At 69.5% G+C, this 14,200-nt stretch carries 11 protein-coding genes and 1 pseudogene; 9 read left to right on the top strand and 3 right to left on the bottom strand.

What is annotated here, in order from left to right; translation table 11 throughout:
* Positions 1 to 66: 66 nt before the first annotated feature.
* Together OHO27_RS32395 and OHO27_RS32390 are read left to right on the top strand one after the other, a co-directional pair.
* Positions 67 to 1,204: pseudogene (locus OHO27_RS32395) on the top strand (LacI family DNA-binding transcriptional regulator).
* Complete coding sequence (locus OHO27_RS32390; RefSeq protein WP_328428506.1) at positions 1,201 to 2,112, top strand: carbohydrate kinase family protein; 912 nt, start codon at positions 1,201 to 1,203, stop codon at positions 2,110 to 2,112. Before OHO27_RS32395 ends, OHO27_RS32390 begins: the two are co-directional and overlap by 4 nt.
* A gap of 172 nt (positions 2,113 to 2,284) precedes the next feature.
* On the opposite strand, the gene uvrA is transcribed toward OHO27_RS32390, so the two are convergent.
* Positions 2,285 to 5,341 carry an excinuclease ABC subunit UvrA gene (gene uvrA / locus OHO27_RS32385; protein WP_328428505.1) on the bottom strand — a complete coding sequence of 1,019 codons (3,057 nt, stop codon included), beginning with the start codon at positions 5,339 to 5,341 and terminating at the stop codon, positions 2,285 to 2,287.
* Positions 5,342 to 5,589: 248 nt separating this feature from the next.
* Here uvrA and OHO27_RS32380 point away from each other — a divergent pair, with 248 nt between their 5' ends.
* From OHO27_RS32380 to OHO27_RS32360, 5 genes are all read left to right on the top strand, one after another.
* A complete protein-coding gene (locus OHO27_RS32380) occupies positions 5,590 to 6,276 on the top strand; it encodes a maleylpyruvate isomerase family mycothiol-dependent enzyme (RefSeq protein ID WP_328428504.1) in 687 nt (228 codons plus the stop codon).
* 97 nt (positions 6,277 to 6,373) lie between these two features.
* Positions 6,374 to 7,030: an MBL fold metallo-hydrolase gene (locus tag OHO27_RS32375; protein ID WP_328428503.1), complete on the top strand. Its 657-nt coding sequence runs from the start codon at positions 6,374 to 6,376 to the stop codon at positions 7,028 to 7,030.
* Positions 7,031 to 7,400: 370 nt separating this feature from the next.
* Positions 7,401 to 8,285 carry an ABC transporter substrate-binding protein gene (locus OHO27_RS32370; protein ID WP_328428502.1) on the top strand — a complete coding sequence of 295 codons (885 nt, stop codon included), beginning with the start codon at positions 7,401 to 7,403 and terminating at the stop codon, positions 8,283 to 8,285.
* Positions 8,282 to 9,196 carry an amino acid ABC transporter permease gene (locus OHO27_RS32365; RefSeq protein WP_328428501.1) on the top strand — a complete coding sequence of 305 codons (915 nt, stop codon included), beginning with the start codon at positions 8,282 to 8,284 and terminating at the stop codon, positions 9,194 to 9,196. The genes OHO27_RS32370 and OHO27_RS32365 overlap by 4 nt, the downstream gene beginning before the upstream one ends.
* Before the next feature lie 20 nt (positions 9,197 to 9,216).
* Complete coding sequence (locus OHO27_RS32360; protein WP_328430620.1) at positions 9,217 to 9,945, top strand: amino acid ABC transporter ATP-binding protein; 729 nt, start codon at positions 9,217 to 9,219, stop codon at positions 9,943 to 9,945.
* 94 nt (positions 9,946 to 10,039) lie between these two features.
* On the opposite strand, the gene aroQ is transcribed toward OHO27_RS32360, so the two are convergent.
* Complete coding sequence (gene aroQ / locus OHO27_RS32355; protein ID WP_328428500.1) at positions 10,040 to 10,513, bottom strand: type II 3-dehydroquinate dehydratase; 474 nt, start codon at positions 10,511 to 10,513, stop codon at positions 10,040 to 10,042.
* Between the two features lie 104 nt (positions 10,514 to 10,617).
* On the opposite strand from aroQ, the gene OHO27_RS32350 reads away from it, so the two are divergent.
* Together OHO27_RS32350 and OHO27_RS32345 are read left to right on the top strand one after the other, a co-directional pair.
* Positions 10,618 to 11,664, top strand: coding sequence for a S66 family peptidase (locus tag OHO27_RS32350; protein ID WP_328428499.1), 1,047 nt, complete (start codon positions 10,618 to 10,620; stop codon positions 11,662 to 11,664).
* A 93-nt stretch (positions 11,665 to 11,757) separates the two neighbouring features.
* Complete coding sequence (locus tag OHO27_RS32345; protein ID WP_328428498.1) at positions 11,758 to 13,029, top strand: MFS transporter; 1,272 nt, start codon at positions 11,758 to 11,760, stop codon at positions 13,027 to 13,029.
* Positions 13,030 to 13,081: 52 nt separating this feature from the next.
* Here OHO27_RS32345 and OHO27_RS32340 read toward each other — a convergent pair whose 3' ends face one another.
* The gene (locus tag OHO27_RS32340) at positions 13,082 to 14,182 is read right to left on the bottom strand and encodes a calcium:proton antiporter (protein WP_328428497.1); all 1,101 of its coding nucleotides are present in this window, start codon (positions 14,180 to 14,182) and stop codon (positions 13,082 to 13,084) included.
* Positions 14,183 to 14,200 lie beyond the last annotated feature (18 nt).

Here is a 14,200-nt window from a genome sequence, read left to right as displayed (position 1 = left end):
CCGCGGTGAGCTCGGCGAGCGGGTTGCGGTGTCCCAGGGAGGGGCCGGCGCAGGGAGGGGATCGTGATGGCAACCATGGCCGACGTCGCGCGGAGCGCCGGCGTGTCCGTGGCGACCGTCTCGCATGTGCTGAACGGCACCCGGCCAGTGCTGCCCCACACCCGCCAGGCGGTGCTGGAGGCCATGGACGAGCTCGGCTACACGCCCAACACCCTCGCCCGTTCCCTCGTGACCTCCCGCACCCAATCCATCGGGCTCGCAGTGTCGGCGATCAGCAACCCCTACTTCACCGAGATACTCCAGGGCGTCGAGGCGGGCGCCCTGGAACACGGCTACAGCCTGCTCATCGCCGACCCGCACGACGATCCCGTGCATGAGCGCAAGGTCGTCCAGCTCCTCCACGAGCGCCGCGTGGACGGCATGATCGTCGCTCCTTCCGCCGACCCCCGCGAGCTCCTCGCCTATCTCGGGCGCCACAAGGTGCCGACCGTCCTTCTCGACCGCGTGGTCGACGCCCCGGCGGACGGCTCGACGCGGTTCGACCAGGTCTGCGCCGACAGCGCCGAACCCATGGCGCGGCTGGTCACCCATCTCGCCGACCTCGGCCACGGTCGGATCGGCCTGGTCGCCGGTCTGCCCGGGCTCAGCACCACCAGCCGAGCGGCTCACCGGGTACCGCGAGGGCCTGACGGCGGCCGGGCTCGCGTACGACGAGCGCCTCCTCGTGCACGGCGACTCCGAGTCGGCCGGAGCCGAACGGGCCACCGCCGCTCTGCTGTCTCTCGCCACGCCACCCACCGCGCTCGTCACCGCCAACAACGCGATGACCATCGGTGCCCTGCGCGCCCTGCGTGACCACGGCCTGTCCGTGCCCGACGACATCGCGTTGTGCTGCTTCGACGACTTCGCCTGGGCCGACCTGTTCTCGCCCAGGCTCACCGCGATAGCCCAGCCCAGCAGGGACATCGGTGCTCAGGCGGTCCGCGTGCTCCTGGACCGCCTCGCCTCACCGGACGGGCCCGCCCGGACCGTCCGTCTGGCCTGCACCTTCGTGCATCGCACCTCGTGCGGCTGCGTCGAAGAGCCGGGGCGGTCCGGGAGGTCCGCGAGACGCGGGAAATCAGCGAGGCCCGAGGGCAACGCCAAGCCCTCCACACCCGACAGTCCCGAACAGCCCCTGACCGTGAAAGGAACCGTCTCGTGATCGTCGTCGCCGGTGAGGCCCTGATCGACCTGGTACCGCAGGGCACGGGCGCCCTCGCGAGCCTGAAACCGGCGCTCGGCGGCGGCCCCTACAACACCGCCGTGTCCCTCGGCCGCCTCGGCTCCCCCACCGCCTTCTGTTCCCGAACGTCCTACGACGCCTTCGGTGAGGCCCTGCTCGACGGGCTGCGGGCGGCCGGAGTGGACGTGTCGGCCGTGCAGCGCGGCATGGAGCCGACCACGCTCGCGGTCGCCACCATCGACACCAACGGCTCTGCCGCCTATTCCTTCTATGTCGACGGCACCGCCGACCGGCTCTTCACGGCGTCTGCGGAGCTGCCCGCGGGGGCCCGCGCTGTGTCCTTCGGTACCTGTTCGCTCGTCCTGGAACCGGGGGCGAGCGCCTATGAGGAGCTGATGCGCAGCGCTGCCTCGCAAGGGGTGTTCACCGCGCTCGACCCGAACATCCGGGCCGGGCTGATCCCCGACCCGGACGGGTACCGGGCCCGGTTCAAGAGCTGGCTGCCATCGGTGTCACTGCTGAAGCTCTCCGAGGAGGACGCACTGTGGCTGGGCGGCACTCCGCGCGAGTGGCTGGCCGCGGGGCCTTCGGCAGTCGTGATCACTCGGGGCGATGAGGGGCTGACCGCCTTCACGCGGGACGGCGCCGAGCACTCTGTGGCGGGTGAGGAGGTCGACGTCGTGGACACGATCGGTGCGGGCGACACCGTGAACGCGGCCCTGCTGCATGGACTGGCCGCCCAGGACGCCCTGTCCGCCGAGGCGCTCGCGGGACTGGGCGCCGACGGCTGGACACGGCTGCTGCGGTTCGCGGCGCGGGCTGCCGCGATCACCTGCTCCCGGGCGGGCGCCGAGCCGCCGTACGCCTCCGAAGTGGGGGACTTCTGAGAGGTGTTCCGCTACGCGGCTTTCCGTTCCATTCGAATCCGCTGTTGAGGAGTCAAGGTTCGTCGCAGCCGCAGGGATCGGGCCGCTGATGATCCAACGTGCGGCGCCCCGCGGGGAGTTCCGCGGGGCGCCGCACTTTCCAGGATGAGTCAGGGCTCGTTGCCCGTGAGCCTCAGGCCTTGCGAGCCCGCGTCGTCTTCTTCGCGGGCGTCGCCTTCTTCGCGGCAGCTGCCTTCTTCGTGGCCCCGGCCGCCTTGTCGGTGGCCTTGTTGTTGACCGTCTTCGCGGTCCTGGCCGTCGCCGTCTTCTTCGCCGTCGCCCCTGCCGCGACCGTCTTCTTGGCGGCCGTCCGACGCGGGGCCTTCATCGGGGCGGCGTCGCTGATCCGGTCGGCGTCGAGGATCTCGCGCAGGAACTTGCCGGTGTGGCTGGCGGGGACCGCGGCAACCTGCTCGGGGGTGCCCTCGGCGATGACGAGGCCTCCGCCGGCGCCGCCCTCGGGACCCATGTCCACGACCCAGTCCGCGGTCTTGATCACGTCGAGGTTGTGCTCGATGACGATGACCGTGTTGCCCTTGTCCACCAGGCCGGACAGCACCCTCAGCAGCTTGCTGATGTCCTCGAAGTGCAGACCGGTTGTCGGCTCGTCGAGAACGTAGACCGTGCGGCCGGTGGAGCGCTTCTGCAGCTCGCTGGCGAGCTTCACCCGCTGGGCCTCACCGCCGGACAGAGTCGTCGCGGACTGTCCGAGCCGGACATAGCCGAGACCGACGTCGTTCAGCGTCTTGAGGTGACGGTTGATCGACGGAACCGCCTCGAAGAAGTCCATCGCTTCCTCGATCGGCATGTTCAGGACCTCGGCGATGGACTTGCCCTTGTAGTGGACCTCCAGGGTCTCCCGGTTGTACCGGGCGCCGTGGCAGACCTCGCACGGGACGTAGACGTCCGGGAGGAAGTTCATCTCGATCTTGATGGTGCCGTCGCCCGCGCAGTTCTCGCAGCGGCCACCCTTGACGTTGAAGGAGAAGCGGCCCGGCAAGTAGCCGCGGACCTTCGCCTCGGTGGTCTCTGCGAACAGCTTGCGGATGTGGTCGAACACGCCGGTGTACGTCGCCGGGTTCGACCGCGGGGTGCGGCCGATGGGCGACTGGTCGACGTGCACGACCTTGTCGACGAGGTCGTCGCCGTCCACCCGCGTGTGCCGCCCGGGCACGCTGCGGGCGCCGTTCAGCTCGCGCGCGAGGTGCGTGTACAGGATGTCGTTGACCAGCGTGGACTTGCCGGAGCCGGACACACCGGTGACCGCGGTGAACACGCCCAGGGGGAAGGAGACGTCGATGTCCTGGAGGTTGTTCTCGCGGGCGCCGTGCACCGTGAGCTGCCGGGACGGGTCGTGCGGGCGTCGGATGTCGGGCAGCGGGATCGCCTTCTTGCCGGCCAGGTACTGACCGGTCTGTGACTCGGCGTTGGCGAGCAGTTCCTTGAGGGAGCCGCTGTGCACGACCTTGCCGCCGTGCTCACCGGCACCGGGGCCGATGTCGACGATCCAGTCGGCGACCTTGATGGTGTCCTCGTCGTGCTCGACGACGATGAGCGTGTTGCCCATGTCGCGCAGCCGGACCAGAGTCTCGATCAGCCGGTGGTTGTCGCGCTGGTGCAGACCGATGGACGGCTCGTCGAGCACGTACAGCACGCCGACGAGTCCGGAACCGATCTGGGTGGCCAGGCGGATGCGCTGGGCCTCGCCGCCGGAGAGCGTGCCGGCCGCGCGGTTGAGTGAGAGGTAGTCCAGGCCGACGTCGACCAGGAACCGCAGCCGCTCGTTGACCTCCTTCAGCACGCGCTCGGCGATCTTCTTGTCGCGGGTGTTGAGCTTCAGCTCGCCCAGGAATTCCGCGCAGTCGCTGATGGACATCGCGGAGACCTCAGCGATCGACTTCTCCATGATCGTGACCGCGAGGACGATCGGCTTCAGGCGCGTGCCCTCACAGGTGGGGCAGGGCACCTCGCGCATGTAGCCCTCGAAGCGCTCACGGCTGGCGTCGCTCTCCGCCTCGCTGTGCCGCCGCTTGACGAAGGGAACGGCCCCTTCGAACGGCGTCGTGTACACGCGCTCGCGCCCGTAGCGGTTGCGGTAGCGGACCTCGATCTGCGTCTTGTGGCCGTACAGCAGGGCCTTCCTGGCGCGCTGGGGCAGGCCCGCGAACGGGATGTCCGTCCGGAATCCCAGGGCGTCCGCGAGGGCGCCGATCAGGCGGCCGAAGTAGTCCTTGGTGTGGCCGTGGGACCAGGGGTGGATGGCGCCCTCGTCGAGGCTCTTGTCCTCGTCCGGAACGATCAGCTCGGGGTCGACCTCCATGCGCGTGCCGATGCCGGTGCACTCGGGGCAGGCGCCGAAGGGCGAGTTGAAGGAGAAGGAGCGCGGCTCCAGCTCCTCGAAGGAGAGGTCGTCGTACGGGCAGTACAGGTGCTCCGAGTACATACGCTCGCGCTCGGGGTCGTCCTCGGGGAGGTCGACGAAGTCGAGCACGACCATGCCGCCGGACAGGCCGAGGGCGGTCTCCACGGAGTCGGTGAGCCGGCGCTTGGCGGAGTCCTTCACCGTGAGGCGGTCGACGACCACCTCGATGGTGTGCTTCTCCTGCTTCTTCAGCGTGGGCGGGTTGGACAGCTGGATCGTCTCGCCGTCCACACGCGCGCGGGAATAGCCCTTGGTCTGGAGGTCGGCGAAGAGATCGACGAACTCGCCCTTGCGCTCACGCACCAGCGGCGACAGGACCTGGAAGCGGCTCCCCTCCGGCAGCTCCAGGACCCTGTCGACGATGGCCTGCGGCGACTGGCGCGAGATCGGGCGGCCGCACTCGGGGCAGTGCGGCTTGCCGATGCGAGCGAAGAGCAGACGCAGATAGTCGTAGACCTCGGTGATGGTGCCGACCGTCGAGCGCGGGTTGCGCGAGGTCGACTTCTGGTCGATGGAGACCGCCGGGGACAGACCCTCGATGAAGTCGACGTCCGGCTTGTCCATCTGGCCGAGGAACTGCCGGGCGTAGGACGACAGCGACTCCACGTAACGCCGCTGCCCTTCGGCGAAGATCGTGTCGAAGGCCAGCGAGGACTTGCCCGACCCCGACAGGCCCGTGAAGACGATGAGCGAGTCGCGCGGCAGGTCGAGCGAGACATTCTTCAGGTTGTGCTCGCGCGCGCCACGGACGATGAGACGGTCGGCCACGCCGGTCCGCACCTTTCTTGAGAGAAGTGACAGGGGGGCGAGGCCCCCGTGTTTTCTCGGACTAGGCCCCCGTGTTCCTCAGACTATGGGGAGCCACTGACAACGCCGGTCGGATTCCCGAATGGGACAACAATCCCGGGCCATCCAGCATGCCCGACGTCACGACCGACCCTATAGCACGCGCATTCGATTTATGGCACTCGTTCACCACCTTCACCCAAAGGTGTGGCGAGGCTAATGTCAGCACCATGATTGATCACGCTCGTGACCTGGTGTCTGTACGTGAAGCGACCGAAAGGCTGCTCACCGCAGCGGCCAAACTGGACAACGCGTCGGTGGCCGAGCCGTCACGGCTTCCCGGCTGGAGCCGCGGCCACGTCCTCGCCCACATCGCCCGCAACGCCGACGCCCTCGTGAACGTCCTCGAGGGGCGCCCCATGTACGTCTCCGGCACCGCCCGGGACGCCGACATCGAGCGGGACGCCCCTCGACCCCTCGATGTGCAGCTCACCGACGTGCGCGACAGTGGGGCCCGCTTCCAGGAGACGGGAGCGGCACCCGCGGACTGGTCACGCACGGTGGAGCTGCGCAACGGGGTCACCGACGCGGCGGCCCGGGTGCCGTTCCGGCGCTGGGTCGAGGTGGAGCTGCACCATGTGGATCTCGGGACCGGGTACGAGCTGGAGGATCTGCCGGCGGAGTTCGTGCAACGGGAGACCGACTTCCTCGCGGAGCGGTTCGCCGGGCACCCCGATGTGCCCTCGACGCGTCTCACGGACGGCACGCGCGCGTGGAGGACTGGCCGCGATGCGGGCACTCCCGAGGTCACCGTCCGAGGTTCCGGACCCGATCTGCTCGGTTGGCTCGCGGGACGCCGCGACGGCTCCGCGCTGACCGCGGAAGGCGGCATGCTGCCGTCGCTGCCCCCGCTGTAACAGCCGTACGGTCCCAGGGCCGCTCTGCCCGCAACGCTCTGCCCCCTGCGGTGGCCCGGACGGCCCAGGGCCCGCTCTGCCGCTATAGGCTGCCGACATGACGTACAGCGGACAGGTGACGGTCGGTGGCCCTGCCGACGTGCACGAGCTCAAGGACCTGATGATCACCAAGATCGCGGTCGGCCCGATGGACAACAACGCCTATCTGCTGCGCTGCCGGGCCACCGACGAGCAACTACTGATCGACGCCGCCAACGAGGCGGACACACTGCTGGGCATGATCGGTGACGACGGCATCGCGTCCGTCGTCACCACCCACCAGCACGGTGACCACTGGCAGGCGCTCGCCGCGGTCGTCGACACCACCGGCGCGCGCACGTACGCCGGCCGGGACGACGCCGACGGCATCTCGGTGCCGACCGACGTCCTGGTCGACGACGGCGACATCATCCGGGTGGGGCGCGTGGAGCTCACCGTGCGCCACCTGGTCGGGCACACACCGGGGTCCATCGCTCTCGTCTACGACGACCCGCACGGACATCCCCATGTGTTCACAGGGGACTGTCTGTTCCCGGGCGGTGTGGGCAACACCCGTAAGGACCCGGAGGCGTTCGCCAGTCTGATCCACGATGTCGAGACGAAGATCTTCGACGCCCTGCCGGACGAGACATGGGTCTACCCGGGGCACGGCAACGACACCTCGCTGGGCGCGGAACGGCCTCATCTGCCGGAGTGGCACGCGCGGGGCTGGTGACCGCGGGCTGGTGACCGCAGGGCAGGTCACCGCCGAGCGGGGCCTGGCGAGCGCCGCCGCCGTGGCAAGCACGCGCGCGGTGCGCCCCCGCGCACGCGCCCCGTGTGAACCGTTCACACGCGCTGGTGTCCTGCGCGCGCTCCCGGCGCGCGTTGTTGCGCAGTCAACTGGAAGCAGCCCCGCGAAGGATGACGGCTCCTGAGCGGTACGGGCCGCCGGTCTTCAACCCCGCCCTCGACCGGCGGCCCCGGCGGCTTCTGCTGCCGGGGAAGCGGGCTGTGTTCACAAGGACGCAACACGCCTTCCCACTATGCGGAAACTGACCGCCGTGACCTCGACAAACACGGCGGCCCACTGCCAATCTCGCGCCATGCACCTTGCCCCTCGCGCACTGCGCCGCGCCGTCGTCGTCGCCACGACAGCCCTGATCGCCACCGCTCTCGGCTGTGCTCCGCAGCCGGAGGAGCAGGCCACCGGAACACCGTCGGGATCGGCCGGGAACACCTGCGCCAAGGGCGAGTTGGCCACCAAGACCTCCGGCAAGCTCACGATCGCCACCGACGAGCCGGCATACGAGCCCTGGTTCAAGGACGACAATCCGGCCAACGGCGAGGGCTTCGAGTCGGCGGTCGCGTACGCCGTGGCCGAGCAACTCGGCTACGACAAGAGCGCCGTCATGTGGCAGAGCGTGCCGTTCAACAAGGCCTTCGCGCCCGGCGAGAAGACCTTCGACTTCGACATCAACCAGGTGTCGATCAGCGACGAGCGCAAGAAGGCCGTGGACTTCTCCTCCGGCTACTACGACGTCCGCCAGGCCGTCATCGCGCTGAAGGGAACCGAGGCCGCCAAGGCAAACAGCATCGCGGACCTGAAGGACCTCAAGCTCGGCGCCCAGGTGGGCACGACCAGCCTCAACTACATCGACGACGTGGTGAAGCCGACTCAGCAGGCCGCCGCGTACGCCAAGAACGACCAGGCCAAGTCCGCGCTGAAGAACGGTCAGGTCGACGCCGTCGTGGTCGACCTGCCGACCGCCTTCTACATCACCTCCGCCGAGGTGACGGATGCGACGATCGTCGGCCAGTTCGAGAACCAGAGCGGTACGCCGGAGCAGTTCGGGCTCGTGCTCGACAAGGGCAGCGCGCTCACCGCGTGCGTGTCGGACGCCGTCGACGCCCTGCGCGAGGACGGCACTCTGGGCAAGCTCGAGCAGCAGTGGCTGTCGGACGCCGTCGACGCTCCGGTGCTCAAGTGACGGTCACGAAGGAGGAGTCCGGCCAGGAAGGCGCGGACGACGGCACGTCCGTCCCGGGCGACGACGGCTACGTCCCCTCCCGGCGACGTGTCGACCGCGAGCGCTACAAGCGTGCCCGCGCCCGCCGAGCCACGGCCATCGCGGCGCTCTCCACGCTGGTCACGGGCGTCGTTCTCTACCTGGTCGTGGTCAACGCGCCGGGCTGGCCGCGCACCAAGGAGACGTTCTTCGACTGGCAGTACGCGCGCGAGGCGTTCCCGAAGATCCTCGAAGGGCTCTGGCTGAACGTCCGGCTGCTGCTGATCTGCGGCGCGGCCGTGCTGGTTCTCGGGATGCTCATCGCCGTCGCCCGCACGCTGCGCGGCCCGGTGTTCTTCCCGCTGCGGGCCCTGGCGGCCGCCTACACGGACTTCTTCCGGGGTCTTCCGCTCATCATTAACCTCATGATCGTTGTCCTCGGCGTCCCCGCGCTGCGGCTGCAGGGCGTGACCGTCGATCCCGTACTGCTGGGCGGTACGGCCCTGACACTGACGTATTCGGCGTACGTGGCCGAGGTGTTCCGCGCGGGCATCGAGTCCGTCCACCCTTCTCAGCGCGCCGCGGCACGCTCGCTCGGCCTCACCAACCGCCAGGCGCTGCGGCACGTCGTCCTGCCCCAGGGCGTACGCCGTCAGGTGCCGCCGCTGCTGAACGACCTGGTGTCGCTGCAGAAGGACACCGGGCTGGTCTCGATCGGCGGTGCGGTGGATGCCGTGCGGGCCGCGGACATCATCGTGGGCCGCAGCCTCAACTACACGCCGTACATCGTCGCGGGCCTCGTCTTCGTGGCACTGACCATTCCGATGACGCGCTTCACGGACTGGGTGACGGCCCGGATGGACCGTCGGCGCGCCCAAGGAGGAGCCCTGTGAGCGACGTACCCGTGCTGCGCATGGAGTCCGTGCGCAAGACCTTCGGCAGCTCGGTCGTACTGCGGGACGTCGACCTGGAGGTCACCCCGCACACGGTCACCGCCCTGATCGGCGCCTCCGGCTCCGGCAAGTCCACGCTGCTGCGGTGCGCGAACCTGCTGGAGGACATCGACGACGGCGCGATCTGGCTGGACGGCGAGGAGATCACCGATCCACGCGTCGACCAGGACGCCGTACGGCGCCGTATCGGCGTGGTGTTCCAGGCGTACAACCTCTTCCCGCACATGACGGTCCTGGAGAACATCACCCTGGCCCCGCGGCGCGTGCACGGCGTTTCCCGGGCGGAGGCCGAGGCACGCGCGCGTGAGCTGCTGGAGCGGCTCGGGCTGGCCGGCAAGTCCGGCGAGTACCCGGACCGGCTGAGCGGCGGTCAGCAGCAGCGGGTCGCGATCGTGCGCGCCCTGGCCGTACGTCCCCGGCTGCTGCTGCTCGACGAGATCACCGCCGCCCTCGACCCCGAGCTCGTCGGCGAAGTTCTCACCGTTGTCCGCGACTTGAAGGAGGACGGGATGACGATGGTGCTGGCCACGCACGAGATGGGGTTCGCCCGCGAGGTGGCCGACCAGGTTTGTTTTCTGGACGGAGGCGTGGTGCTGGAGCACGGCACGGCCGAGCAGATCTTCGGCGATCCGCAGCAGGAACGCACCCGGCGCTTCCTGCGGAGGATCGTGGAGGCGGGACGCCTGTGAGGCCGCCCAGGCATGTTCAGGCACTGTGCAGGCATGTGTAAGGACCGCCCCACCATGGCGGGCGGTCCTTACATCTCCGCCCCGCCCGCCGTCATCACGTGTCCGCCTGCCCCGCCCCGGCCAGCGCCGCGACCCGCTCCACACCGAACACGTACCCCTGCACACCGCACCCCGCGATGACCCCGTCGGCGCGCAGCGAGACGTACGAGTGGTGCCGGAACGACTCGCGCTTGTGGATGTTGGAGATATGGACCTCCAACACCGGAAGGCCGTCACAGGTGTTGAGCGCATCCAGGATCGCCACGGAGGTGTGCGAGTAGGCACCGGGGTTGATCACGATCCCGCAGTGATGCAGCCGTGCCTCATGGATCCAGTCGACCAACTCCCCCTCGTGGTTGGACTGCCGGAAGTCGATCGTGCCGCCGTGCGCGGCAGCCGCCTTGACGCACAGAGCCTCGACATCGGCCAGGGTCTCGGAGCCGTAGATCTCCGGCTGGCGCTGGCCGAGCAGGTTCAGGTTGGGGCCATTGAGGATCATGATCGGGGCGTTGGCCAGGGTGCGGGGCACGGTTCCTCCGGTCCGTTCGGGGTTGCGCGGTCCGTCGAAGACCGCTGCTCAGACCCCGGTTTATCACGGTGCACAGTGCACGCCGTGCGTCCTACCCTCCCGGTATGACCACGATCTCGTACCCGCCCAAGCCCTCCCCCGGCGACCGCGTCGCCGTCGTCTCGCCCGGCGCGGGCCTGCCCGGGCTCTTCCCGCTCCCTTACGAGCTGGGTCTGGAGCGGCTGCGCAAGGAGTACGGGCTCGAACCGGTCGAATACCCGGCGACCCGCAAGATGGGCTCCACGCCTCAGGAGCGGGCCGACGACATCCACGCCGCCTTCGCCGACCCGGGCATCAAAGCGGTCATCGCGTCCATCGGCGGCGATGACCAGATCACCGTGCTGCCGTTGCTGGACCGGGAGTTGATCCGGGCGAACCCCAAGCCGTTCCTCGGAATGAGCGACAACACGAACCTGCTCATGTTCCTGCGTAACACCGGAATCGTCGGCTATCACGGCGTGAGTGTGATGTGCGAGCTGGGCCGCCCCGGCGCCATGCACCCGCAGACCGCCGAGTCCCTGCGGGCAGCGCTGTTCACGTCGGGCGAGTACGAACTCCGGCCCGCCGAGCGCTGGAACGACATCAATCGCGACTGGGCCGACCCGACGACCTTCGATGCGGAGCCGGAGACGCGGCCCGGAGGCGGGTGGACCTGGGTGAACGCCGACCAGGTGGTGGAAGGCCGCACCTGGGGCGGCTGCCTGGAGATCGTCGGGTGGCTGCTGATGGCCGACCGTGAGATCGCTCGTGACCTGTCGGAGTACGACGGCGGAGTGCTGTTGCTGGAGACGTCGGAGGAGATGCCGAGCGCCAACGAGGTCTTCTGGACCCTGCGCAACATGGGCGAGCGCGGTCTGCTCCAGCGCTTCTCCGCGCTGCTGATGGGCCGTGCGAAGACGTGGTCCTTCGAACACCCCAATGGCCCGGAGGAGGCCGCTCGTTACGCCGCTGAGCAGCGCGAGGCCGTGCTGCGGGCCATGCGCATGTATGCCCCCAACACTCCGATCGTCTTCGACGTGGACCTCGGACACACCGACCCGCAACTCGTCATCCCTTACGGCGGCATCGTGCGTGTCGATGGCCCCGCCCGGCGCATCACCGTCACGTACTGAACGCGGCCGACCGCCCCCGCGCCCCCGTAACTGGTGGTCACCGTGGGTAGTTGACGCAGCATGCACGATGCACGCACTGTAAGGGCGCCCTCCATGTTGCGGCTCGCCGCCGCGTCACTCGCCGGCACGGCCATCGAGTTCTACGACTTCTTCGTCTACGGGACCGCGGCGGCGCTGGTACTCGGGCCGCTGTTCTTCCCCACGTTCTCGCCACTGGCGGGAACCCTGGCCGCCTTCGCGACGTTCGGCGTGGGCTTCGTGGCGCGGCCACTGGGGTCGGTGCTGTTCGGGCACATCGGGGACCGGCACGGACGCCGACCGGTCCTCGTCGCCTCGCTGCTGCTGACCGGCGCTTCCACGGTCGCGGTCGGCTGCGTGCCGACGTACGACACCATCGGTGTGACCGCTCCCCTGTTGCTGCTCCTGCTGCGCTTCCTGCAGGGGCTCGGGCTCGGCGGCGAGTGGGGCGGAGCCGTGCTGCTGACGGTGGAGCACGCGCCCGCCGGGCGGCGCGGCCTGTGGTCGAGCTTCCCGCAGGTCGGGCCCGCGCTGGGCTTCCTGCTCGCCAACGGTGTGGTGCTGGGGCTGTCGGCGACGCTGTCCGATGCCCAGTTCGCCGCGTGGGGATGGCGGGTGCCGTTCTGGGCGGCGGGAGTGCTCGCGTTGGTGGGGCTGTGGCTGCGGTCTTCGCTCACCGAGAGTCCTCGGTTCCTCGAAATCGACAAGCCCGCGCGCGTGCCGCTCGCCGAGGTCGTCCGCGACCACTGGCGGCTCGTTCTGCTGACGGCCGGGGCCCTGTCGATCGGCTACGCGATCTTCTACACCGTGACGACATGGTCCCTCGCCTACGCCACCGAGCGGCTCGGCGTGGGCCGCGGCGTCATGCTGGTCTGCATCATGGGCGCGGTCGTGGTGAAGGGCTCGCTCACACCGGTGGTGGCGATTCTCGGCGACCGGTACGGCCGGCGGCCCCTGTGCCTGATCGGGTGCGCTGCCTCCGCCCTGTGGATGTTCCCCTTGGTCGCGCTCCTCGCCACGGGTGAGCCGCTGCTGATGTTCCTCGGTTTCCTCGGGGCGATGCTCGCGTTCGTCACGATGTTCGCTGTGATCGCCGCGTATCTGCCGGAGTTGTACGAGCCCCGGGTGCGCTGCACGGGCGCCGCGGTGGGCTACAACCTCGGCGGCGTCCTCGGGGGCGCGCTCACGCCGATCGTGGCGACAGCGCTCGTCGAGCAGGGCGGTCGGGTGCCCTGGGGTGTTGGGGCGTATCTGACGGGGGTCGCGCTGCTCAGCCTGGGGTGCTTCGCGCTGCTGCCCGAGACGCGTCCGGTGGCTGCCGTGGCGCCGGAGCCCGCCACGGGGTGACGGGCTCCGGAACGCCGCGACCGCGGGACGCCAGTGCTGCGGAACTGGGCGGCTACGGATTGAGCGCGAGCTCCAGGTAGGCCGCGAACAGCACCAGGTGGACGCCACCTTGCAGCGGTGTAGCCCGCCCCGGCACCACGGTCAGCGCACTCACCACGACCGTCAGGGCGAGCAGCACCATGTGGGTGGGGCCGAGGCCGAGGACGAGCGGGCCGGAGAGCCAGATGGAGGCCAGGGCGACCGCGGGGATGGTCAGGCCGATACTGGCCATCGCCGAGCCGAGCGCGAGGTTCAGACTGGTCTGCACACGGTCGCGACGGGCGGAGCGAAGCGCAGCGATCGTCTCGGGAAGCAGCACCAACAGGGCGATGATCACGCCGACGACGGCATGCGGAAGGTCGGCCGCCGCCACTCCTGACTCGATGGTCGGCGACACCCCCTTCGCCAGGCCGACCACGCCGACCAGGGCCAGGCCCAGCAGCCCCAAGCTGATCAGGGCTGTGCGGCGGGAGGGCGCGACGGCGTGGTCCTCCGCGGTGATCACGTCGCCCTGCCGGGTGATGGGGAGGAAGTAGTCGCGGTGCCGCACGGTCTGGGTGGTCACGAACAGGCCGTACAGGATCAGCGAGGAGACCGCGGCGAACGTCAGCTGCACGGTGGAGAATTCCGGGCCCGGCTTGCTCGTGGTGAACGTCGGCAGCACGAGGCTGAGCGTGGCCAGGGTGGCGACTGTCGCGAGGGCGGCGCCGGTGCCCTCGGGGTTGAAGACCGCCGTACGGTGCCGCAGCGAGGCGACCAGCAGACACAGGCCGACGATGCCGTTACAGGTGATCATCACGGCCGCGAAGACCGTGTCCCGGGCGAGGGTGGAGCTCTTGTCGCCGCCATCGACCATCAGGGTCACGATCAGGGCGACCTCGATGATCGTGACGGCGACGGCGAGGACGAGGGAGCCGAAGGGTTCGCCGACGCGGTGCGCGACCACCTCAGCGTGGTGTACGGCGGCCAGGACGGCACCCGCGAGGACCAGCGTCACCAGCGCAACGACCGCGCCGGACAGGTCCCGTCCCCAGGTGAAGGCCAGCAGGACGACCGCGAGCACCGGCACGAGGTACGTCCACCCTGTCGTGAGCGACCTGAGCCGATCGATCATGGAGCGATCGTCGCAGAG

It is taken from the genome of Streptomyces sp. NBC_00443, from assembly GCF_036014175.1.
In the GTDB taxonomy this organism is placed as follows: domain Bacteria; phylum Actinomycetota; class Actinomycetes; order Streptomycetales; family Streptomycetaceae; genus Streptomyces.
Note: the sequence above shows the minus strand (reverse complement) of the source record. Positions and strands in the feature narration are given on the sequence as shown.